This window comes from Paraflavitalea sp., assembly GCF_059502485.1.
The window spans coordinates 3,085,846-3,111,104 of the sequence record NZ_JCACET010000008.1; the positions used below are offsets into that span (position 1 = coordinate 3,085,846).

Annotated in this window: 14 protein-coding genes; 8 read left to right on the forward strand and 6 right to left on the reverse strand. The window is 47.7% G+C overall.

The genetic code is table 11. From position 1 onward, the window contains the following. Positions 1-31 precede the first annotated feature (31 nt). The 5 genes from AC5JBY_RS14840 (at position 32) to AC5JBY_RS14860 (ending at position 10,292) form a co-directional block, all read left to right on the forward strand. Entirely contained in the window at positions 32-6,355 is a 6,324-nt protein-coding gene (locus AC5JBY_RS14840) for a carboxypeptidase-like regulatory domain-containing protein (RefSeq protein WP_495905389.1), read from the forward strand. 48 nt (positions 6,356-6,403) lie between these two features. Next, positions 6,404-8,386, forward strand: a complete 1,983-nt coding sequence (locus tag AC5JBY_RS14845; protein ID WP_495905390.1) for a fibronectin type III domain-containing protein — start codon at positions 6,404-6,406, stop codon at positions 8,384-8,386. An 81-nt stretch (positions 8,387-8,467) separates the two neighbouring features. Next, positions 8,468-8,995, forward strand: a complete 528-nt coding sequence (locus tag AC5JBY_RS14850; RefSeq protein WP_495905391.1) for a hypothetical protein — start codon at positions 8,468-8,470, stop codon at positions 8,993-8,995. A 25-nt stretch (positions 8,996-9,020) separates the two neighbouring features. Further along, on the forward strand, positions 9,021-9,587 hold the full coding sequence (locus tag AC5JBY_RS14855) for a hypothetical protein (protein WP_495905392.1): 567 nt from the start codon (positions 9,021-9,023) through the stop codon (positions 9,585-9,587). Positions 9,588-9,614: 27 nt separating this feature from the next. After that, complete coding sequence (locus AC5JBY_RS14860) at positions 9,615-10,292, forward strand: collagen-like triple helix repeat-containing protein (protein WP_495905393.1); 678 nt, start codon at positions 9,615-9,617, stop codon at positions 10,290-10,292. Between the two features lie 68 nt (positions 10,293-10,360). On the opposite strand, the gene AC5JBY_RS14865 is transcribed toward AC5JBY_RS14860, so the two are convergent. Next, complete coding sequence (locus tag AC5JBY_RS14865) at positions 10,361-11,260, reverse strand: arginase family protein (protein ID WP_495905394.1); 900 nt, start codon at positions 11,258-11,260, stop codon at positions 10,361-10,363. 33 nt (positions 11,261-11,293) lie between these two features. On the opposite strand from AC5JBY_RS14865, the gene AC5JBY_RS14870 reads away from it, so the two are divergent. Beyond that, the gene (locus tag AC5JBY_RS14870) at positions 11,294-12,370 is read left to right on the forward strand and encodes a helix-turn-helix domain-containing protein (protein ID WP_495905395.1); all 1,077 of its coding nucleotides are present in this window, start codon (positions 11,294-11,296) and stop codon (positions 12,368-12,370) included. A gap of 95 nt (positions 12,371-12,465) precedes the next feature. Then, positions 12,466-13,614 (forward strand): DUF4932 domain-containing protein, encoded by a 1,149-nt coding sequence (locus AC5JBY_RS14875; protein ID WP_495905396.1) that lies wholly within the window; start codon positions 12,466-12,468, stop codon positions 13,612-13,614. A 178-nt stretch (positions 13,615-13,792) separates the two neighbouring features. Here AC5JBY_RS14875 and AC5JBY_RS14880 read toward each other — a convergent pair whose 3' ends face one another. Beyond that, a complete protein-coding gene (locus AC5JBY_RS14880; protein ID WP_495905397.1) occupies positions 13,793-16,189 on the reverse strand; it encodes a TonB-dependent siderophore receptor in 2,397 nt (798 codons plus the stop codon). 629 nt (positions 16,190-16,818) lie between these two features. Between AC5JBY_RS14880 and AC5JBY_RS14885 the strand changes: the two genes are divergently transcribed. Then, positions 16,819-19,365, forward strand: a complete 2,547-nt coding sequence (locus AC5JBY_RS14885) for a TonB-dependent receptor (protein ID WP_495905398.1) — start codon at positions 16,819-16,821, stop codon at positions 19,363-19,365. A 51-nt stretch (positions 19,366-19,416) separates the two neighbouring features. On the opposite strand, the gene AC5JBY_RS14890 is transcribed toward AC5JBY_RS14885, so the two are convergent. The 4 genes from AC5JBY_RS14890 to AC5JBY_RS14905 all read right to left on the reverse strand — a co-directional run bounded on the left by AC5JBY_RS14890 (position 19,417) and on the right by AC5JBY_RS14905 (position 25,247). Continuing rightward, complete coding sequence (locus AC5JBY_RS14890) at positions 19,417-20,859, reverse strand: alpha/beta fold hydrolase (protein WP_495905399.1); 1,443 nt, start codon at positions 20,857-20,859, stop codon at positions 19,417-19,419. A 68-nt stretch (positions 20,860-20,927) separates the two neighbouring features. Beyond that, the gene (locus tag AC5JBY_RS14895) at positions 20,928-21,737 is read right to left on the reverse strand and encodes a helix-turn-helix domain-containing protein (protein ID WP_495905400.1); all 810 of its coding nucleotides are present in this window, start codon (positions 21,735-21,737) and stop codon (positions 20,928-20,930) included. Positions 21,738-21,777: 40 nt separating this feature from the next. Further along, entirely contained in the window at positions 21,778-24,369 is a 2,592-nt protein-coding gene (locus AC5JBY_RS14900; RefSeq protein ID WP_495905401.1) for a glycoside hydrolase family 3 protein, read from the reverse strand. A gap of 95 nt (positions 24,370-24,464) precedes the next feature. Continuing rightward, positions 24,465-25,247, reverse strand: a complete 783-nt coding sequence (locus tag AC5JBY_RS14905; protein WP_495905402.1) for a DeoR/GlpR family DNA-binding transcription regulator — start codon at positions 25,245-25,247, stop codon at positions 24,465-24,467. Between the last annotated feature and the right edge of the window lie 12 nt (positions 25,248-25,259).

Below are 25,259 nucleotides of genomic sequence, written 5' to 3' on the forward strand. Positions count from 1 at the left end.
CCGAATACATCAACCCATAGCAACTGTAATCATGAAAAATATACCACCCATTATCAGTAAACGGTTATTGCTGGCCATTCTTTTCCTGCTGCTGGCCTTTGTATCCATTACTGCATCGGCGCAGGTAAACATATCGTTTACGCTTCGTCCGCCTTATTCTGCTTACATCAAGGACTATTATCGTCTGGAGAACAAAGCAGTCATCGTGCTCACCAATACTACCCGCACTTCTCTGGATATCAAGTTGGGCGGTAGTATCAGCAATGAGTCGCGTGGCGTGTACATCCGCACCAATAAAGACTTTATGCCGCCGGTGCCTCTTACTCTCGGGCCTGGCGCTACCGTAGTGCTGACGGCCAATCCGGATGCAATGCGTTTCTTCGATCAGAACAACATTACCACCAATGCTAATGATGCGATGTTGGCCAACATCATACAAACAGGTCTGCTGCCGGAAGGTAATTACCAGGTATGTATCAATGCCTACGATTACCGCACGGGCAAACAACTCTCCGATGCTTCTGTAGGCTGCTTCAACTTCAACCTCAGCCGACTCGATCCACCGGTGATCACTTTCCCACAAAACAACCATACTTACCCGGTCGAGCAAAAGAACCTCAACTTTAGCTGGACGCCTCCCATGGGTAACCTCTCAGGCGCGCTGATAGAATATGATCAGATCGTTGTCAAAGTGCAGCCGGGCCAAAACCCCAATGATGCTATTGCGGCTGCACGTGATTTCAATGCCGGTAATCCGGTAGTGAACAGGAAAAAGTCTTTGACACAGACTTATGTTACACAGCCATATGATCTTCCTTTCGAAAAAGGAGCTACCTATGCTATGCAGGTCATTGCCCGCGACCGGAATGAAAAAACATTGATGACCAACCTGGGGCGCAGTGAGATCGTGACCTTCCAGGTAGGCAATGCAACATATGCACCCAGTAATGATTTGCCCTTAGGGGAATATAATGGCCCTGTCTTCAATAATGTTTCCCTGAAGGGAAAGCTACGTTACTACTGGCTGATGGGTGGTTATGCCTCCAATAGAAACAACTTTGGTAATACTGTTTCATCCAATAGTGGAGGCAATCAGAGTGGTGGCGGCAACAACAATAATAATAACAGTTACAATGATGCCGGATACAACTTTCAGCAAAACAACAATGGCAACACGGCTTACCTCGGTAATGCCGATGGCTTATCCGGCTATCAAAGCAGCCCGCTGGCGGGTATGACGGTGCAGCTGATCAAAGCCACCCGTTTCGTCAATCCATCTCCCAGTGGCAATGCACCTACGCTATTGCCGGGTAATGTATTAGTGGACGCTGCCCCTACCGTATTGGCTACAGCAACTACCACGGCTGATGGAAGTTACACTTTCAATGTGCCCGATCTTGAAGATATCAACTTTGGTTTCAGCAATACGCCCATCAATAGCGGTGGCGGTGGTGATGCAGGCAACTGGAGCATCTCCGGCGCGCACCATACCGTATTGATGGTGAGGCTGGCGGCACAGGGCTCGACCTATTATGCGCAGCCTATCCAATACCTCACTGGCGTGCCTGGCAATAAGGATATGGGTACTTTCTATGCCCAGGTGAGAACATTCAGGTTGCGCGTGTTGGTAGCCGATAATGAGGACCATTCGCAGACAAAAGATGGTATGGAAGTGATGGTGTGCCGGCGCACGCCCCGCAATAACATGATACCGAAAGATGAAGGAAGTCCGGGCATCTTCAGTGATAACTCTATTTACCACGATGGTTTGTATGATTATGAGGTCATTGGCAAAGCAACATCCGGCGCCAACGGAGAAGCCGTTATCGAGAACATTGTATTGGAGGCTTGCACCGGATCATACGGTAAAACGTCTTATTACATCTTAAGCCGCATAGCAAATCCCAATCAAACCGATCAGGCCATCGGGCATTATGACTTCGAGCTGAGATACGCCACCAAAAACCAGTGGCAACCTGGCAGTTCCTGTCTTAAATACTCAGATGTTTATATCGATGCCGATTGTGCGCATGGTAACTGTTTGAACAGCCTCTCACTTCAACGATATTCAGAAACGGGTCGGCTTGGGTCGCGAACAGAGTATTACCACATACAAGGCACTTACCGCGTGAAGCCGCGCATATATGCACAGGTAAAGAACAGTGTTGCTGGTAATACGGACAATTTGGGACAAAACCAACCCGGGGCGCGCTGGTACCTGTGGAAGATCAGCAAGGCCGGCATGCAACGTGCCCGGCAGACTGCTTACCAGGGCAAGTGGGGCAACCTGATCAAAGAAGGACAGGAAGCTGGCTTTCTCCTCCTCAAGGCTGCGCTGGAAAATCATGGTGTACCTATGATCTGGGAACGTACCGGACTTACAGGGGCTGATGGAAGAGTGAATGAAGAACTGCTGCCTTATGAAGGTGCATTTAATAATCCCTATGGGTATTACTACATATTACAAGTGGATAAAAATGGTTTTGAAAGCGCCTATGTGCCCATCAATAAACTCAGCACCTGGAATGAAGCCGAGGGCGGTGACATGGGTATACTCAAGCCAGGCATAGCGTTCAATGCAGGTGAAATATGGCTGAAGCCGAAAGGAAAGCTTACGCTCAGGCTCAAAGATGAAGGGGGAAATAAAGCAGGCGCTAAAGTGCATTACTATGATCCTGCAACGGGCGTAGAGGGTGTGACCATAAGTTCTCATCCTGTGGATGATCCTGCTGGCGACTATCATACCGTTGAACTCGACCTGCCTTCAGGCGGCAACCGCAAAATAGTCATCCACCCTTTCACCGATGAGAAGTATGAGAAGGATACCATCACGCTTACTATACCTTCGAATGAAGATGTGGTAAAAGACGTGGTCATTAAATATAAGCTTCACCGCATCTACTTCAATGTGAAAGGCAAGACGGGCATGCTGCCGGCGAGCGCCCTTGCCAGAGCCAAGGTTGAACTGCTGCTGGATAACAACTCCGCAGAAATGTACAACGGCTTGTCCAGCCCATGGATCCAGGATGGCAATTTTTCTTTGCCACAGAATCAACCCATCGGTAACCAGAATAACAACAATCAGAACAATAACAACAATAATAACCAGAATAACAATGGCCTGCCGTTCAATAATGGTGTCGGTAATAATCTCGTCGCGAATGATGTTCCCGAATTTATAGGCCTCTATACCAAATTCACCAACAATGGTGGCGGTGTGGACTTTGCCTTCAAAAATGGAGGCACCCGCTTCACCTTCCGCATCACCGGTCCAGATGGTACCAGCTATGTGGTTACCGATAAAGAAGTCTACAGCTTAGCCAGCAAGCAATGGAAGCGGGTAGATGTACAGTTGAAGCAGGCGAGGATTGTAAAAGGTAAAGTAACGTTTGGGCAGGTGCCGGTTGCCAATGCGCGCGTACGGGTAAAAGGCTCGTCTCCATTAATAGAGACATTCACCAATAGCAATGGCGAATACACGATGACGGGTGTGCCTGCTGACACGGTTCTTACTTTCACTGCTTCCAAGGTAGGTTATCAGGGGTTGGAGTATACAGAAGGACAAGCCAGCGGGCAAAACGCCTATGGCCTGGTGTTCTATGTTTATACACTATCTGGTGTTGGAGGCCCTACTACCACTACCATCAACTTTAAGTTGCGCATCTATGAAGACCTCGACCTGAGTCGCCTGCTGGGCTTCCCGCTGGAAGTAACGGCGCTTACAGAAAATGCGCAGACAGTTGGAGGAGTAGGGGCCGGAGCAGCTGGCCAGAATACAGGTGGTCAGAATAATGGCGGAGTCGTACGAAACACAACTGCCGTTCAAAACAAATCTGTAAAGATCTCCGGCATCGTCAATATCTCCGACTCATTGAATACGGTATTCAAAATGGGTGGCTCTGGTGCCAACGGCAAGCGACTGAACACTATTGAGTTTTCTGACCTGATGGTGGTAGCAGATGCTATCAGGAACGACTCATTGAAACCATACTGCCGTCCACAGACATTGCCCATGCAAACGGATGTGAATGAACAGAAGATCAGGGTCTTTAATTTCTACGATGCCACTATGTACGACAATACAAGGGGTGTCACGCTCACCAATCACACAACAGGCAACGTGCAGCAAGGCGTGGCACAGGCTAAGGTAAGAATTGAGCTTACTTCTTTTACGAGCAACAGTATTGCCCTCGATGAAGGACAATCCATCAACCTCGTCACCAGTAGTGTCGACAATCCCACCCTGTTCCAGATATTTACCGCCAACGGGCCTTCAGTTGTCAACACCAGTCAGGGCATAGGTATCGGCAATGATGCCGGTAATGCACTCAACTACCGCCTCTATGACTTTGAAGCCATAGCAGCAAAAAGCACTTCGCGCATATATAAAGACTCACTGACACTGGATACACGGTTACAGACAAATCTGGAGCATGTATCACAGGGCAATCTCAACCTGCCTATTGGTAGAGTACGCATCAATAAGAACAGGGAGCTGGATAATATCAACAGGGCTATCAATCATACTACTGCATTGGGCACCTTCAGTATGTTGTGGCAGCGCATCTACGTCAACAGCACCGGTGTGAAGTTTGACGGTACGCTCACTGCAGCTGGTATGAACATGCCGGTGGATGACGCCGAACTGTATCCTACAGAATTCTGGATACCACAAGGCTCGTTGCAAACCAACAATGTAAAACTGCTCAATGCCGTGCCGGTCACTGTACACACCGGCGCCACCTTTGGGTATGATGCCACCCGTAGTGTGCCGGCCTGGTACCTGGCCATCACGAGCCAGAGCAGTACAGTAGCTGCAGCAGAGATCAGCGGTCAGCACCTGAGCGGCCTTGCTGCCAATGCAGTAATACCCTTTACTTCGGTATGGTTCTACAGCAATAGCGAACAAACGGTGAATCTGTTGAGCGGCCTGCCGTCTTACAAGGTGCACAACGTTACTGATTATACTTTGCAGTCGGTGCTGTTGTCCAACACGCTGATCACTTTGAGCGGACAATTAGATCCCGGTATCCCGGCCTTCCCGGTGTATCCCACCGCATTGCTCTACGAGAAAACAGGCGCCACTACCATTTCCGGTATGACACTGCGTCCGTTTGGCATGAACAATATCAAAGTAAATGGAGTAGAGTTTGCGTTCAACAACAACAATAGCACCAGCATCAGTTTCAGCAACGGCCAGATGCAGATCAGAGGCAGGGTGAGCGATGAAAATCCGGATGTATTTAGCAACGTAGCCTTCACGCTTACCAAAACCAGCCAGGAAACCAAACTGGTGCTGGATGAAACACCGCAAAAACAAAGCGTACGCTTAGGTGGTTCCGGCAACAGTCCTATTGTACTCTCCAATATAGAAGGCCGCATGTGGGTGACGAACAACCAATGGAATCACCTCTACATCAACGGAGATATGCCCGAAAGCATGGGCTTTACGGCCGATGGCAAACGCATGCGCTTCGATGTACGCGGTGCATTGTCTGTCAGCAACCAGAGTGTGAAGCTGAAGAAAATGGAGACGCCCTTCGGCAACCTCAACATGACCTACGACATGGAGAACCACCGCCTCATGGGTAACCTGTCTTTCAACAACAAGGCTGGCAGCATGGAGATCAGGGGCGATGCTGAGATAGTAGTAGACCGCTATGGTTACTATTTCATGGCAGGCGGCGGTATGGAAACGAGCAACCCTTCCATAAAAGGACAGGCCTATATGCTCTTTGGTAATTACAACCACCAATCCAGTGATCGCCGTAGTGCTATTGAAAACATGCTCAAGGAGTATAGCTATTACTACCAGGCATTGAACAAATTCCCCAGAGGTTATACCAATATGCAGAAGGTCGATGGTTTCTTCTTCGAGGCCGGCGCAGAAATACCGGTGCCGGGCGTACCCAACTTCGATATCGATCTCGGTCTGGTAGATGCAGCACTGGAAGTAACCGTGGGAGGAGATGTGCGATTGGGAATTGCCTTCGGAGACAATACGACCTACAATATGGGTATGGGCATCTTCGTGAATGCTTATTTCAGGATAGGTGTTTCAGTTATCCATGCCTGCGCCGGTGTAGAAGTAGGAGTAAGGGCAGGTGTTGATGCCGATGGCAATTACTCTACCAATGGCAATTACAGCATGCAGGTAACAGGCTATATACTGCTGGAAGGACGTGTATACGCCGGTGGTGGTCTGGTATGTACCAGCAAATGTGATGGCGCTTGTGTGTATGACGAAGCATACGGACAGATCGGGTTCACAGCTACCGGAACTATTACCAATGACGGATCTGATTTCCGGTTCGAACTGTCGAGCGGTTCCAGCACCTTCCCGAAGAAAAAGTAAAGTAACACGAGATAAAACACCCAACTGTAACACGATAAATAACCTTAAATGAAAAAGTATTCAATCATCGTTCTTTCCTTCCTGGCAGCCTTACACATACAGGCACAGGATATGCTGGCCGGCCTTGCCCGGCCCGGCGCCAAAGGCATCTTCGTGCTCACCGGCGATGTCATCAGCGATGCGAAAGGACCAGTCACTGCTTACAAGATAGAACGCAAGGCAGGTAATGATAAAGACTTTACCGTGGTAGCCACCTTGCAGGCTGTTGCCACAATAGACGATTTCAAAAAACGTGCGTCAGCAGCCGACAATATGGTACCCTTCCAGCATGACCTTTCTTTACTCAACCTTGACTCGATATGGATAAAAGGAAAGGCGGCAGGTACCCTTGCGAAACTACCTACCGTTGGTCACAGTACACCTGTGCTGGCTGGGTTCAATATGCTCTGGCTGGATGAAAAAGTACAGGCCGGTAAAAGCTACCAGTACCGGGTAACTGCTGTAGGTGGCACCTACGCAGCGCTTTCTATACCGGTTAGCTTTAACCGCTTACCCGTAGCCACTCCCTTGTATCAGCAAGCTGTATTTAATAAGCCTCAACGCCACATGCAGCTCTACTGGGGTACTGCCTTTAAAGACCATCCGGACTTTATCGAGACCTGGCGCAGGGAAGATAACGGCGCCTATACCAAAGTGCCGGCCATTGTAGGTCTTAGAGCAGGTAAAGACTCTGCTCAATACCTGATCAAAGACACTTCCGCAAAAGCTGGCCGTTTATACCGCTATTTTATTAAAGCCTATGATGTATATGGCAATGCAGCGCCTATATCCGATACCATCACCATCGCTTCGCTCGATATGATGCAGATGCCCATGCCTCAACAAGTGAAAGCAATAAGCGACAGTGCCGCCCGTGCCATCAATATTTCCTGGCAATTACAGGAGGCGCAGGTCATCAAAATGCTGCGACTTTACCGCAGCACCAATTCCGTAAAAGGATTTGAACCGATAGCAGAATTTGCATCAACTGATACCAGCTTTCTCGACCAGCAGGTGCAGCCAGCCACAGCTTACTTCTACTACTTTGAAGTGGAATATAAAACACAGTACAAGCCCAAGCGCAGCACTGCCTTTGCTGGTAGTTTCATTGATGCGTTGCCTCCGTCACTGCCGCGTAATATCACTACTACCGGCAACAAGCAAGGCGTAGAGCTTACCTGGGATTACCAGGGCGGTAACACCACCGGCTTCTGGCTCTACCGGGCAGAGCGTGGCAAACCCCTGCAACTGCTTACGACGATGATACCAGCGCTGGATACCATGCAACGGTATACCTGGACAGACACAGACAGTTTATTGAGAGGAGATCGCTTTTATGAGTATGCACTCAAATCTTTTTCAACAAGCCATATTGAAAGCCCCTTTTCTGATACGGTTATAGCAAGACCGCTTAAGAACATACCGGTACCCAAACCTCCGATGCGCGTAACGGCCCATGCTGAGGATGGACGCATATACGTGGATTGGGACGCTGTATCCTACGATGAAACAGTATCAGGGTACAAACTGTTGCGCAGTAAAAAAGCAGCTGGCGCCAGCAACTTCACTACCGATACCATCCTGCGCGCTACCAATGGTTTTGTGGATACGCTGGTGAAGCCTAATGAAACTTATCGCTACAGTGTCATCACACAATCAATGTTGGGCGTACAAAGCGTTCCCGCTACCTGGGCATCAGTAAATGTAAAAGGCGACAAACCGGCAGCGCCCGCTTCTTTAACAGCCAACCTCGCCCAAACAGGTATACAGCTCAACTGGGAAGTGCCTGCTGAAAATGCCTCACTGCAATACAATATCTATCGTTACGAACGTGGCAAGGAACCGGTGAAAGCGGGAACAGTAGCAGGCGACACCGATCAGTTTACCGACAAGACAGCCACCAAAGGCAAACATTACTTCTACTTTATCCGCTCCCTGTCAGCCGATAAAACAGAAAGCGATAAAAGCAATGAAGCAAGCATAAGGTATTAATCAATGTCAGGCTGAGCCTGTCGAAGCCCTTCGACAAGCTCAGGGTGACAACAAAAAATATTAACCATAAAAACACGATCAATGAAAACATTCAACCGGAATATAACAGGCTTACTGTCCATATTCATAACGCTCTTGCTCCTTTCCTGCGAGCGCGAAGGCCCCATGGGACCTGAAGGACCACAAGGGCCTGATGGCCCGCCCGGCGAAGATGGGGGTGGCGGTGGTGGCAGTAGCGTCATAACTTTTACTACACCTCCAAGTGCCAATCTCGATTGGCAAGGTATTGATGGATGGGGTGGTTATGGAGTATACGAACTGGAGAATTATGGTCTTGGAATACCTGAATCCTATAAAAAGCTCATTGAAGAAGGGTTGGCAGTAGTGTATGTGGAGGGACCAGAAAATGATTGGTACAAACTGCCCTGGACCTGGGGAGAAAAAAAAGACCATATATACGACTGTTTTTTTGAAGGTACCGAAGTTGTCATATACGCAAAGATCAAAGATGACGCCAGTGGCGCAGACAATGACCCTATTGAGGTCAATAAAGTAAAAGTCGTCATTGCACCTGCCTCTAAAGTATATACACTCTCATTGACCAATTGATCACCATTCCTTAAAAAAGATCATTATGAAACGATACCTGTTTGTTTTAATAAGCTGCTGTAGCTTCCTGTTCTCCTGTTCCAAAGAAGGGTTGCCTGGTCCCCAAGGGCCTGAAGGCCCTGAAGGGCCGGCCGGTGAGCCAGGCACAGGCGGTGGCGGAACAGCTACCAACATCATCTCGGTGATGACCCCCACTCAGGCAACTTTTAGCTGGGAAAGGATTTCCCGTTATACGGAAAACGCTGTTTACCGGCTTAAATGGAAAGTCGGCACCACAGAGGGCAATACATTCAGATTACCTGATTCGCTTACTGCCCACATTGAGAATGGCGCCCTATTGATATATGCGATTGAAGATGGTAGCGACGAACTGCGCGAGAACAGAATGTTTCAATTAGCTTACGCGGCTGCGGAGTTTTGGCCCCTTGCAACGCATCTCTATCAACTGGAAAAAGTCGCCGGCCGGTATGTCATCACTGTCTTGGCAGATATGCAGGATTATGGAACACCTTACCGGACGCCTATAAAATTTACCACGCTGAAGTTTCTGATCATTCCCCAAACAGGCACCGGCACAATAGAATGGGGATAGATAGCTGACACACAAAAAAACACAATCATGAAAAAGATACTTTATTACAATACCATATTCTTTTTGTTGATCGCACTCCTGGCATCTTGCGAAAAGCAAGGCCCTGATGGTCCCGAAGGGCCGGAAGGTCCTGCTGGCAATCCTGGCGCTCCCGGTAGCAGCGGTGGTACCGGCAATGGAGCAGTGATTGCGTACACCACTGAAGCAACCAATGTGTTTCGATGGAATAAGAACAACTTTGTCGCCAGTCTTTATACGCTTGCACGTGCCTCAAATTCGACCAGTGTTAACTACGACGAAGGATTTTATGTGGAGGATAAGGAAGGAGCGGTTCCTGATGGCATAGTGCTCGTGTACGTGAAAATGAAAAAGAAAAACAGTACGCAGGAGGCGGTTTGGTTTGCTATGCCACACCTCAGTGGCAATATGGCCGCAGGATCGGAGGAATACACGGCCCTTCAGAATTACCGTGACCAAACGGGTAATAATGATTACCTCGCGGTTCGTATCACTGGCGATATTGCGCAGGCAAGCCCTGCTGCTGCTACTCCACCATCCTACGATGCCTCCGGCGTAAAGATCATCGTTATTCCCACCGGTGAAGTTATAGTAGGTAGTCGTTCAATGGATTTGAAAACACTTCCCCTCGAAGAAGTAATGGAACGCTACAACATAAAAGAAGCTGACTTCAAAGTCTTAAGGTAAAGGGTGGTTTCATTAGCAGTTACAGGCTATGAAACAAAAGGGAGTATCACGAGGGTGATCTCCCTTTTTTATTCGTTAAATAGCTGCGCCAGACAACCAATAATACCCTTCGCAACCGTTCCTGTTTTATCGAGCGCAGGATTATAGATGGTAATACTCATGCCAGCTATGCGGCCGGTTTGTAATAAATGACGCATCAAATAAGATGCTTGCTCAAAGGAAAGCCCGTCCGGCAAGCGATAATCGACAGCAGGATTGATATCGTCCGACAATACATCTGTGTCGAAATGGATCCAGTAACCGTCTACAGGTAGAGAATCGATATGCTCCAGCACTTCAGCTGCAATGGCAACAATACCCTTTTCTTCAATCAGGGCAAGATCAAAACAACGAATAGCGGTATCCCGTATGTCCGGTGAACCATAATGTTTGGTTTCTTCCCAGTCCCTTTGTCCGATGTGAACTACATGCTGATCGGCTACATACGGTTGTTTATCATTGATATTGGTAAGCAGGGTAGGACCGCGTCCGGTCACAATGGCCAGGTCCATGTCGGCTGCCTCTCCGCTGGTGGACGCTTCAGGCGAGTAAAAGTCTGCATGTGCATCTATGAAGATCAAACCATAACTGCCTCGCACTTTTAAAGCGGGCATAATACCGACCAGCAAACTGCAATCACCACCCAGTACAAGCGCAAAACGTTGCTTGTCTAATGTTTGCGTAACAGTCTTGCCAAGGTCCAGCGAAAATTTGTGAATAAGATGCGGGTTCAAACAGCGAGTTGCAGCATCCCGCTCTTTACTGCGAAACTCATTCAGCGTAGGCACCTGCACCACAGGGTGCGCTACCTGTAAACGTTGCGCGAGTCCCGCCCGCAGCAAGGTTTCGGCCAGTAATTCCACACCATCCGATCTGAGCCCAAGCGTAGAAGGCGCCGACAGTATTTCAATGTTATAAGGTATATCCATGCGATTTACTATTTTTAGGTCGCTATTATACTCATGAAAAATTGGCAAACAGGTATATTATTCGTTGCTGCGGTACAGGGGCTGCTCCTGAGCCTTGCACTGATCGGACCCGGCAAAAACAAACACACGTCAAGATATTTCCTTGGGCTGGTGCTGCTGGTCTTTGCAATAGAACTACTCAACGATTGGGGGATACAAATAAGATACCACCATATTAAAAACGTATTTCCTTTCTGGGTGATAGGGTCTTATCTGTTGATTCCACCTTCCTGTTATTTCTTCATCCGTTCTAATATCGACCCCACATATAAGTTTAGAAAAAAAGACCTGCTTTATTATATACCAGCAGCCATCGAGATAGCGGCGGAATTTGCCCAATACATATACAACTGTTTCAGTACGCAACAAGCTAACCTCATACATATAAGAGCCTGGTGGTTCTTCACAGAGATATTACCGGTCTTGTGGTTGATAGGAGTGTTGCTATGGGGAGGTCAAAAACTCAGGCAGTTGGCCCGCCGCAATGCTTCGCCTGTCTCATTCACGGGTCTGCATCCCGCTAAGCTGTTATCTGTATTTATCTTGTTAAGCCTGTTGACCCTGCTGTGGGTGGCCGATGCCGTATTGCAGTTGCCGGTGTTCCCCGCAATCGAATTGGTGCTGATCCTGTTACTCTTTACACTTAGTTATCTGTCTTACACCCAGGGAGCTTTCTTTGATGTAGTAGTAAGAGCGACAAAGAACAAGCTGCCTGTGCAACCAATGTTCGCTGCTTACAACGACACCACAGAACTAAATAAACTACAAGGTGCTTTCGAACAAAAAGGCCTGTATAAGAAACCCAAACTCACCCTCGAGGAACTGGCCGGCGAACTGGACTTGCCAGTGCGGTATGTTTCTTATCTCATCAATACTTATCATGCTGCCAACTTTCATTATTATATAAATACATGGCGGGTGCAGGAAGTGATCCGCAAAATAAACGATCCGGAAGAGCGACATAAAACCCTGCTGGCCCTCGCGCTGGAATCAGGCTTCAGTTCCAAATCCTCCTTTAACCAGGTCTTTAAAGACCATACCGGCAAGTCGCCCTCTCAGTATTTCTCCTGAATTAGTCCGGAAAACCGATCATTGGACCTGTACAAGCCTTGCTTCTACGCTTGCTGTTGGCCCAAAAACGTTCTTTGCAGGCAAAAATAACTGGTATGAAACATGTCCTGTTAGCCTGCCTCTGCTGCGTCCTGATCTGTCACTTTTCCCATGCACAACCCTTCAAGCCAGCTACCAACAAACAAGGGATCGACGTTCAGTTTTACAAGAACATCGAGTTTCTGGGATTTACATTTTTCATGGGCTACCTGGGGCCACAGTATGAGCACGACACGGTCCCTATGGCCCACGGCGCCAAAAAACAGGATTGGTTTGCCTACGACTTTGCCCTGTACCATAAATACCGGTCGTTCACTGCCGATCCCGACCTGGGAATTATTGCCCGCTTTGCCGAACAGCACGAAGGCAGTAGTCTCGGCCATCTGCTTATCCACCTTGATGAGTTTCCTCATGCGGCCATTAGGAGCGATACAGATGCTCAATTCCTGCAACCTTTTTTACAAGGGAAGAAGGATACATCTGCCGCCAGAAAAGAAGTAATACAATTCATCGAGGCGTGCAACAGGTTTTACAAAGCAGTAGACTTTGATGCTTACTTCCGCGAAAGCGCCCGCTTTTATGAACAGGCCCTCAAAGAGATCAGGTCAGTATTGCCGGAGGCCCGGCTGGTGACAACGATGGAAAAATTCTATCGTCAACAGTTTCACCGGTACATGTTGATCCCCAGCCTCACGATTCCTGCGGGTATGGGCTTTGGTGTAAACTATACCACTGCCGGCAAAACCACCATCATAAATCTCTTTGGCCCTTTTGCCCTTCAGCGCCTGGCAGATACAGCTGCTTTGAACATGGGGTTTGCTGACGAAGACCACATACGCGAACTCAGCACCCATGAGTTTGGACATTCATTCTCCAATCCGGCAGTGGCCCGCATACCACTACAACTGATCAAAGAAACTGCACATCTCTTCGAGCCCGTAAAAGAAGCGATGGAAAACCAGGGATACAATAACTGGCGATCATGTGTGTTCGAATATTTTGTGCGGGCTGGGGAAGTGGTGGTGGCCCGGAAATTGGGAAAGCTTGAAGCAGCAGCGCGATTACAAAAACAATATATTGAAAACCGGAAGTTCATTTACTTGCTATTGGTGATCGAGGAGTTGGAGAAGTACGACCGCAATCCTAAACTCACTTACCAGCAGGTCGTCATCAACATCATGGAGCGCCTGAAAACACAGCACTGATAACTGTCACCCTGAGTCCCGCTGGGCGGGATAAACTCTGTCGAAGGGACACTTAATGAAACCTCACAAAACAAAAGTCGCGCCCCATTTCGGAAGCGCGACCTTTGTTCATAGTGCGAGGTTATTGGTTAATGGCGATTAGCTAACTGCTAATCCCTAAAAGCTAACAGCTAATATCTTAGAACTTATAAGAGATACCAAATCGTACATTCCTGGGCGATTCAGCTTGCCAGTAGTAAGCATTCAACCAGTCATAATAACTACCAGTGTAGATGTATCTGTCTGTGATGTTGAATACATTCAACGTCAGCTTGATCTTGTCCTTCTCCCAGAAGAGACCGCCATCCAGTTTGAAATAGTCAGGCAGTTCCTGGTTGGTCTGCACAGCACTCCATTCGGAAGTAGCCCTGTCCATCAGCCAGGTAAAGCCACCGGAGATACCAACACCTTTCAACGGGCCATTGGAGAACTTGTAGTTTAACCAGCTATTCACAGTGTGCTTGGAGAAGCCGGGTACTACATCACCCACTTTAAAATTAACACCGGAAGCTACTTCGGTGAACTTGGCGTCTGTGTAGGCGTAGTTGGCTACTACATTAAGGCCCTTCACGATAGTACCTCTTACGTCGAATTCAAAACCTTCAGACCTTTTCTCTCCAACTACTACACTGAAACCTGATGTTGGAGGTTCGTTGGGATCAGAAGCCAACTCATTCCGCTTGGTGATGCGGTAAATAGAAGCAGTAGTATTCCAGCGGCCGTTGAACCAATCGCGTTTGATACCAAATTCAAGATTGCTGCCGGTAATAGGGCGAACCTTGTCGCCATTCTTGATGCGGCCACCCTGAGGTACAAAAGCCTCATCATACAATGCATACACAGCAGTATTTCTGTCTACAGATACACTCAGGCCAATACGGGGAGTGAAACGCTTTGCTTCATCGGAAGCACCACCCCAGGCTGATTGTTTCACTTGGGTATAGCGACCGGCAAGCGTAAGGCGTACAGTATTGTCAAAGAAACCCAACTCGTCGGAAGCATACAGACCTGTATAACTTTGGTTGATATCACCACCAGCCAGTCTGGATCTTGTTTCAATGTCAAGACTACGGTCCCACACAGGAAAACCATTCACGGGAGGGCCATAATTAGGGTTCAGTGGATCAAACTCAGCACCTGCAGAATCCAGCGGGTGATATTGAGACCAGTCTGCAAAATATTCTTTAGTGCCCATATCAACACCAGCCAGGATGCGGTGCTGAATAGCACCAGTAGTAACAGAGCCATTCACGAAGAATTGCGCCAGCTTCATTTCACTCTTGGCATCCCATAAACCCACCTGCCTGATCATTTTGCCATCAGGATTTACTGAAGCAGGCCACAAGCTGGTACCCTGCTGCTGATAATTATAATAAGCAGCCTGAGCGGTTAGTTTCCAGTCATCATTCAGCGCATGCTGCAGGTTTACAGTAACACTATGGTCATTGATCTTGGTGGGCTCCAGTCCTGGTTGCATTTGTGTAAAGTTGCGGGGCAGGCTGGCGTAACCCTTGGGGCTGAATACATAAAAAGAACCTACATCAGCCATGCGGGCATTCTGCAGATTGTATTCCAGCGTGAGCTTTGTCTTTTCATCCACCTGGTAAGAGATAACCGGAGCAAAAGTGTAGCGGTTATTATATTCGAAATCACGGAAAGATTTTTTGTTTTGAGCAGCGAGGTTTAGACGATACAATAATTTACCATTCTTGCTCAACTTGCCATCCAGGTCCAGCGAAGCACGATACAGATCCCAGCTGCCGACAGTGAAAGAAGCTTCACCCCTGGTTTGTCCGGTAGGCTTCTTGGTTACCACGTTATATAAACCACTCGGGTCGCCATTGGCCAGCATGAAACCGGCAGGACCTTTTACAAACTCGATGTGATCCACGATGCTCATATCTTCAGTAAGTGGACCCCAGAAAGAACTCACGACGTTGAAACCATTGCGGAAAGCCTGGATCTGTGTGCCGCGCATATGGATATTTGTATACAGGTCACCCCAGTGTTCAAGGCGCACAGCACCGCTGATATTGCGGATCACGCCATCACTCATGCTGATAACCTGCTGGTCGGCCAGGTTGGCGCTGGTTACTACTTGTATATTTTGAGGTGCTTCCAGCAGCGGCTCGTTCAGGCGAAGAGAGGCAGAACCTTGCTTCACATTATAGGCTCCTTTGCTTGAGCGGATGATCACTTCTTCCAGTTGTTTGTTAGATACGTTCATGGGTATCTCCACAGTGGTCGTTTGATTGTCATCCACTACCACGCTTTTCACGGCACTTTCATAACCTACGAGACTTACTTCCAGTTCGTAGCTGCCTGCTTTGATATTCTTTATAGTAAAATGACCTTGCTCGTCAGTAGTAACTGTTTTCTTCGAACCTTTCAATAGTACAGTAACCCAGGCGGCGGGTCTGTCATCGCTGGTGATGATACGGCCTTTGATAGAGCCACCCTGTTGCTGTTGAGCCCAAACAGGCAGGAAAGACAACAGGAAAAGGCTGGCCAATAATGATGCAGCGTAGCGTCTCATGTGCATAATCAGAATTTATTTTCGGGCCGCAAATTAGACCAGCCCGCCGGGGCGGGTGTGCGCCAACCCGGAAAATCTGTTTACGCAACCCGGAAAATGAGAGGAGCGGGACCGTCTTTTCACGGAGTAATAAATGATTATCAACCATGTAGTTGTGATAGGAGGAGTGTTCTGCCATGCCGTTTGGGGTTAAGTAGATGTCCAATACGGCTGGCCTTCTGTCGCCAGCCTCCGGCTGGTGACGCCTATTTGCAAGCCTCCGGCTTGCTTGAGTAGTTAATGTTCAAGGAATAAAATCCTCCTCCAGCAACAAAGCTTGCGCCTTCAGCCACAGCATTCTTTTCCTGATTCTCCTGATCGCATAGTCAAGAAAGAAAAATAAGAGAGCGATGCCTATCAGCCAAACCCCAACAGGATAATAAATGACCAATAAGTATGGTGAGCAGGGAACCATCAATGGTATATTCCTACAAAAATAGTAGACTTTGTTCGATTTCTGAAAATAATGTTCTATTATTGTCTACTGAATAGATGGACTATGTAAACTACTGATCGCATCCCCACATGAAAACAGTATACTTTATCTAAATCGCTGTAAAGCGTCATCACCAACATTGAAAATGTAAATAATGAAACGGATCATTCTATTGGCAATCGTTTTAATGCCCTTCCTGGCTTTAGCGCAGGTTTCAGGCCGTGTGGTTAGCGGAACCAACCAGGGCATTCCTTATGCCACCGTTCTTGTAAAGAATACCAGGATTGCGGCAACAGCCGACTCGTTGGGATATTTCACAGTAACAGGTATTGACAAATTCCCTGTTACATTGGTCGTAAGTTTTGCCGGGTTCGACTCTGAAGAGCGAACTATCCGGGAGGCAACCAGTGATGTTGTTATACGCTTACAGGCTTTGTTTCAAAACGATACCATTGTCATCACTTCCCGCAGGCGCAGAGAATTACTCCAGGATGTACCAATTCCTGTGAGCGTTGTTAGTGGAGCACAAGTAGATGCCGCAGGGGCATTCAATGTTAACCGTGTAAAAGAGTTGATTCCATCTGTACAATTATACTCATCCAATCCACGTAATACGGGATTGAACATTCGCGGATTAGGTTCACCATTTGGTCTTACCAATGATGGATTGGATCCTGGCGTGGGTATGTATGTTGACGGTGTGTATTTTGCCCGGCCGGCCGCAGCAACATTGGACTTTATAGACATTGAGCAAATTGAGGTGTTGCGCGGGCCGCAAGGAACTCTATTCGGCAAAAACACCACATCTGGCGCTTTAAACATCACAACCAGAAAACCGAGTTTTAAATCAGGTGGCACCTTCGAGGTTAGTTACGGTAACTATGGATTTGTACAGGCGAAAGCATCGATCACAGGTGCCCTTACAAAAAAAATAGCAGGCAGGTTTTCGTTTTCAGGTACACAGCGTGATGGAACTATTTATAACCAACGCAACCTTAAGTACATCAACGATATCAATAACCTTGGCTTGAAAGGACAGTTTTTATATAAGATATCTGATAACACCTCGATCCTGTTATCCGGTGACTTTTCACGTCAGCGACCCAATGGATATGCACAGGTGGTGGCTGGTGTAGTGCCAACAAAACGTGCTGCCTACCGCCAGTTCAATGCCATCATTGCTGACCTTAATTATAAGTTGCCAAGCCAGAATGCATTCGATAGGTTAGTTGACCACGATACCCCATGGAACTCGGGAAATGATGTGGGAGGTGCTTCTGTAACGGTCGATACGAAAATTGGCCCCGGTACCCTTACTTCAACAACAGCCTGGCGATTCTGGAAATGGGATCCTTCAAATGACAGGGATTTCACGGGACTACAGTCTTTGGCGAGGTCAAGCAACTATTCCAAACATTCCAACTGGTCACAGGAGATCCGCTACGCAGGCGAGTTCTCTTCTAACCTGAGCGGTGTCATTGGTCTCTACTTTATCGATCAGGAAGTACAAACAGATCCTGTAGCAATTGAAGAAGCAGGCTCTGCAACATGGAGATTTTCACAAAGCACCACCAGTGATAAATGGAAGACGCCGGGGTTATTTGAGGGATTTGGCATAAGAAACAGGTTCTCCATTAAATCAATTAGCGCCGCCGCATTTGCAAACGTTGATTGGGAAGTCATCAAAGGACTGCACATTTTGCCAGGTTTGAGATTCAACTATGATAAAAAGGATGTTGTATATGATAGAACCACCTACGGAGGGTTACAGACTACTGACCCGGATTTACTCGCTTTGAAAGCACTGGTATACACCAATCAATCATATGTGGCAGATGCAGACGAAAACAATTTAACCTACCAGATAACAGTGGCATACAGGCCAAACCGTAAGATCAATGCCTTTGCCACGTATTCAACGAGCTTCAAGCCTGTTGGTGTAAACGTTTCGGGACTTCCGACCGTTAACAATAAGCCTGCAACCGACCTCGCAGTGATCAGGCCCGAAGATGTAAAGCACTACGAAATTGGCGTTAAGACAAACTTTACAGACGATCTTACCCTCAACGTTACATTCCATAACTCCGACATTAAAGACTATCAGACCAACGTTCAGTCGCCTGAGATTGGGGTGAACCGTGGTTACCTGGCGAATGCAGAAAAAGTAAGGGTTCGTGGATTTGAGGTGGATGCAAACTATCGGGCCAGCAAAAACTTTACCTTCTTTGGCGCGTTGGCATATACTGATGGCAAGTATGAAAAATTCACAAACGCTCCTTTGCCCCTTGAAGAGACAGGGTTGACGCAAAACGGACAACAACTTGCCTTCAAAGATATTTCGGGTGGAAAGTTGCCGGGAATATCTGATTGGGCAGGTTCACTTGGAGGAGAGTTTTCAACGCCTGCCTCATTTATAGGAAATGCCAGTAGGTTTTTCCTGGCCCTGGAAGGATTTTATCGCTCCGATTTCTCATCCAGCGCTTCGCCTTCCGCTTATTTGAATGTTGATGGATATACGTTGGTAAATGCACGCACTGGATTTCGGGCAACTAATGGATTATCGGCGTTCGTTTGGTCCCGCAACTTGTTCAATAAAGATTACCATGAGCAATTGCTGATAGCTGGAGGTAATGCAGGCCAATACGCTTCCGTTTTAGGTGATCCCCGTACATACGGAGTTACCTTACGTTATACATTCTAAGAAAGAAATTTGCAAACGTCCCGGCAGGTATTCCTGCCGGGACGTTTGCTTTTATTCTACTGTCACTTCTTTGAGCGGCGACACCAACTTCTTATATGGAGCAGTAAAGAATAGCTTTACAAAGTCAATCCCTTTCATTCCCGCCCGGGCAACATGTCCATTATCTCGCACAATAAGAATTTGAGCATTGGGCATAGTTCGTTGAATAAGCCGGTTATAAAAAGGTGGGCACCACGGATCGACATCCCCGGCTGCCAGCAGTGCCGGTACATTCGAATACACAGGCGTTTTGGCAATAGCAGGTTCCGGCTTCACCTGCCAGCAATCACAAACAGCATGATTCACATTGTTGAAACGGATGCCTGCCAGCCACGGTAATAGGGTGTCCTGCTTTTTGACCAGCGTTTTATTGGAATAAGCAATTTGCTCAGAACAATAGATGCTGTACCGCATGCCGGCAGAAAGCGAATTGTTATTATTGAAAACGCCATCGAGTTGTTCCTTCACATAAGTCGCGTGATTGCCATTGATAAGTTCATTCATCACAAAAGGCACAGACTTTAATTGCCACATATTGAGCCGATCGATCACGGCATTGATCAACTCGTTCTTGCCGTATTGAACAGTAAAAGAATCCTTCGAATCTTTTACTGCATAACGAATAGGGAAACGTTTGCCGGTGATAGAAGAAAAATACGCATGGAACCGCTCACGCAGGCCATTGTATTGCGCATCCTGAGTAGAGTCAGCTTCACAGTTCGCAAACACCCGGTCTAGTGCCCCGTTGAAGTTGAACAAAGCATGCTCCTCATAATTTACAAAACCAGGTAAAGGAGAATTAAGGAACATTGATTTTACAGCCTCAGGATGGTTCCTTGCTACGGTAAGCATCAGTCCGCCACTATAGGAGATACCAAACAGCCTGAGCGAATCGAGCTTCAGCGCTTTGTGCAGATCATTGATATCGGCGGCGCTTTCGATGGTCGTATATGCCGAAAGATCGATGCCCTGTGCCGCCAGCCTTTTACGGCATTGCTTTACGGCTAATAATTGCAGACTGTCAAACGATAAGCCTTCGCGGTAAGACCTTTTAGCAGCTTCACTTACTTCGGGACAATCCAGGCAGGGCTGCGACCTTTTAGTGCCCCGTTGGTCAAAAACAAGGAAAGGGCCAAACTGGAAGAAGTCGGAATTATAGCGCAGGCTATCGAAGTTGGCAATCGTGCTATAACCCGGTCCGCCGGTAGTGTACAGGAATACATCTTTGGTGGAATCCATGTCCGGCTTCCGTGCAAAGACAAAGGGGATCTTAATAGTTCGTCCGTTGGGCTTTTGCCGGTTTTCCGGCACCACGAGGTAACCACAGCGCGCAACCAATCCGGTAGCAATCTTGATCTGGCAGTCGCCATACTCTATTTTCGGCGTGTAACCTTGTGCAAAGGAAAGTTTACATATGCCGGTCAATAATCCGGTAAGAAATATCATTGTTTTCATGTCAATACTTTTTCCGGTATGCAAGATAGGAGGGCGGGGAGAAGCACGAAAGGTAAAAACCGGACATTCTACAACCGGCCGGTCTTAAGCCGCTGACCTGTAAACCGGATCACATCCTTATAAAAGTGGCTCAGGTCATAATAACCAAAGCTGGTATGTTCAAAAGACGATTGATCGGTGATGAAAGAGGTGAGCGCAGCACGTGCCCGCATGGTGCCAAAGAAGAGCTTGGGGCTGGCGCCGGTCACTTGCGAGAAATAACGATAAAAAGTTTTATCAGTAAGATGCTGCCGGCTGGCCAGCTGTTGATTATTCAACTGCATCCCCGATGCATAAAAAGCATCGATGCTTTCCTGTACATGCTGCCGGTAATGATCCTGTTGTTGATGATGAGTAAGTTGATCCAGTAGAAAACCTTCGATAAGCTGCATCCTATCGTCAAATCCATCCAGCCTTTTCAGTTTCCGGAGAATAGTAGCGGGAATAACTTCATTTACATTGATTACCTCATGGCCGATCCTGGTTTGCGCAATACCAAACACAGCTTCAAAACCACCTGCATTAAATTTGATGGTAAAAATATTATCAGTAGGCAGGTTGCGCCTTTCTACAATATCACTCCTCAATAACAACACATCGGTATGTTCGTCAATCCGGTGCAGTTGCTCTCCGTTCTTTAGCAAATAAGGAGTGCCGAGGTTGATCCAAATGGTAGGCGTAAAACTGGGAAACATTTTAACAGTAAAAGCAGCTTCACCAATATAATGCTGCATAGCGGCCGGTAAGGTCTCGGAAAAGAACTCGATATAAGGAGCCAGCTCAGCACACGGGGCTTTGAACCGGTACAACTTCCTGATATTATCGTAGATCTCTACCATACTATAAAGACGCAGCCAAACAGAATATGTTACAAGGTAATTATTTTACCGTCAGTACTTCCTTCAACCGCAGGTCTTTCGAAGACGCCCCCACCATGATCCTGAAATCTCCCGGCTCTACTACGGTTTGCATCTCCAGGTTCAGCATTTGCAACAGGGTAGGAGAGATGGTAAAAGACACTTCTTTACTCTCACCGGGTTGCAGGTGAATACGCTGAAAGCCCTTCAGCTCCAGCACGGGGCGCGCTACAGAAGCGAGCATGTCCCGAATGTACAATTGAACCACTTCATCACCCGCCAGTTTGCTGGTATTTCGGATAGTGCAACGCACAGTGGTCGATTCGTTAGCACTTATGATCTTTTTATCAAGTTGCAGGTTGCTGTATTCAAATTGAGCATAACTCAATCCATAGCCAAAAGGAAACAACGGTTCACCACTCAGGTTATGATAATCATCGCCCCGGCCGGTAGGCTTGTGGTTGTACACGAGCGGCAGTTGCGCCTCATGCACGGGAAAGGTGATGGGGAGCCGACCGGCTGGGTTATAATCACCAAACAATACATCGGCCACAGCCCGGCCACCCTCTTCGCCGGGATACCACACATCGACAATCCCTTGTGCACGATGCACCCAGTTACTCATAGTGATGGCGCTGCCGCCGACTAATACTACCACAACAGGTTTACCGGTAGCAGCTACGGCATTGATCAATTCTTCCTGGTAACCGGGCAATCCCAGCAGGGCCCTGTCCTGGAACTCACCCTCATGAATGCCGGCTGCAATCACAGCCACATCAGCTTGTTTGGCGGCAGCCACGGCTTCCTGTATTTTCCTGGCACGGTCATTCACCACCCCTGCATTCCATACAAGTTTAAGGTGGGCATTGCCTACGGGTTCATAAAATTCGATGCGGATGGCATACCGCTTTCCCTTTTCGAAATATACAGTACTGGTGATGGTCTGGTAAGATTGCTTCATCCAGTTGTCTACGACCAGCTTATTATTGATGTACAGCCGGTAACCATCATTGCCCTCCAGCCCCAGTTTGAAATTGCCCGTTTGCGGAGATTGGATGAAGCCGGTCCAGCGTACTGAATAAAAATCAAGATTTATTTTGGGATCAGGTGCATACAACGTCCAGCGGAAATTGATATCCTTGTCAGTTCGTGTTACTACAGGACTGCCACTTAAAGTAAGATTGTTGAAATAGTTAGCCTGCAAACCTTGCTGATTATTACCATGCGAAAGAAAAGAAGCAGGTACCACTATATACTGATCAGCCTTTATACCGGCCCCTGCTGCGTATAACACTTTAGTGCCTTTGCCTGCGCGCTCACGGATGCCATCAAGCATATTGATTTTCTGATTACCCGGGCCACTATACCCGCCCAGTCTCCCAGCAGTGGCTTCTTCACCGATCACGGCAATGGTGCGTACCGTCGAAGCAAATGGTAAAACATGATTGTTATTCTTCAGCAACACAATAGATTCCTGCGCAGCTTTCCGGGCCAGCGTTTTATGCGTTGTGTTTTTGATCAATACAGCAGCGGCATCTTCAGCTACATAAGGATGCTCAAACAACCCCAGTTCAAACTTGGCTTTCAGTACACGTGCCACAGCTTCATTCACCCGGTTGCTGTCAGCACGACCATCGAGAAAAGAAGGAATGAATAATTTATAATGGTCGTAACTGGTTTGAAAGATCACATCCAGCCCATTGTTGATAGCATCCTTGCCGGCGTCAGCATAATCAGCATTGGTGTAATGCAACACGATGCCGCCGCCTACTGCACTGGCATCGGAGATCACAAAACCAGTAAAACCCCACTGCTTTTTCAACTTCTCCTGCAACAACCAGCTGTTGGCAGAGCACGCACGGCCGTCCAGCGAATTATAAGCAGTCATCACCGATCGGGAACCTCCCCGTTCAAAGCAAGCCTTAAAAGGAGGCAGGTATATTTCTTCGAGCAATCGTTCATTATAATGAATAGGGTAGCTGTCGCGTCCACCATCACCCACATTGGCGAGGAAATGTTTGGGCGTCGTGATAATCCCCATCCGTTCAAACGGCGATACAAAAGCGACGCCCATCTCCGACGACAGGAAAGGATCTTCACCATACGTTTCTTCCGTTCTTCCCCAGCGCACATCACTCGCTATGTTCACTACAGGCGTCAATATCTGGCGTATGCCACGCGCCTTTGTTTCGGTAGCGATGACGGTAGACACCTGTTTCATCAAAACAGTATCCCACGTAGCGGCCAGCCCGATTGCTTGCGGGAAAGAAGTAGCGCCATCACGCACGAGGCCGTGCAACGCTTCATCAAAAGCAATAATGGGAATACCAAGCCTGCTGCTGTCAACAAAATATTTTTGAATACGATTTATTTTCTGCGCCAGCGTAAGTGCATTTTCCCGGGTGCTGTAACTCAGCAGCTGACCACCAGCATCACCTTGTGCTCCGGCACTTACCTGGAAACCAAACAAGCCACTACGATATTGTTGCGGAGCAGCTTTATCGAGATCGCCGGGGATCATGAACAATTGCCAGAACTTTTCCTCCGGCGTCATTCTGCCCAGCAAGTCTTTCACCCGCACATCCACGGGCAGGCGCGCATCTTTATACGGCAATATATTTTGGGAAAATGTAGATCGACAAATACACAAAAAGAAAACAACCAAAAGGAAAGAAATTCTCATACAAATGGTCAGAAGTTTGAGCGAACTTACAAAATAGTCAATTCCTTCGCTCTATACGATCTCAACGCAGCATCCTCAGGCGACAACTCCGTGATCAGGTAGTCGACCTCATCTACATCGGCGATCTTCATTTGCATCACTGAATTGAGTTTTTCTGAGATAGTCAGCACTGCTATCTTATCAGCTGCTTTGATCATGGCCTTCTTGGCCTGAATGGTTTCCCAATCCGAATCGGTAAGACCACCTTCCGCATCGATGGCGTTGATACCGATAATGCAGAGATCAGCTTTGATGTTGGAGAGATATTGAAACACTTCGCCACTCACGGTCATTTGACTATAAGCAGATATCTGGCCGCCGATCATGATGGTTTTGATCATGGGCTTGTCCAGTAGCTCCACAGCGGTCATTACATTCACAGTAAGAAAAGTAGCGCGGAGCGTATTAGGTATTTTTTTTACAAACTCGCGGATGGTAGTACCGCCACCGATCAGCACGATCATGTCTTCCTTCAGCAGGCTCAGCGTTTTGTCGGCAATGATGAGTTTATTATTGCGGGAGTAAGTCTTGGAGTCATCACCAATGTGGTAAGCAGCCGACATGGCGCCACCTTTAATGCGGATCAGTAACCCTTCTTCTGCCAGTTCATTCACATCACGCCGGATAGTATCTTCCGATACATCGATCAGCTTTACCAGGTCGGTAAACATCAAACGCGTGTGAATATTCACCTGTTTGATGATCAGTTGTTTCCGTTCCTTCTTTTGAAGGGCCACCGGAAGGGGCGCCTGTTGTTGGTTGTCTGACATAACACGCAAGAT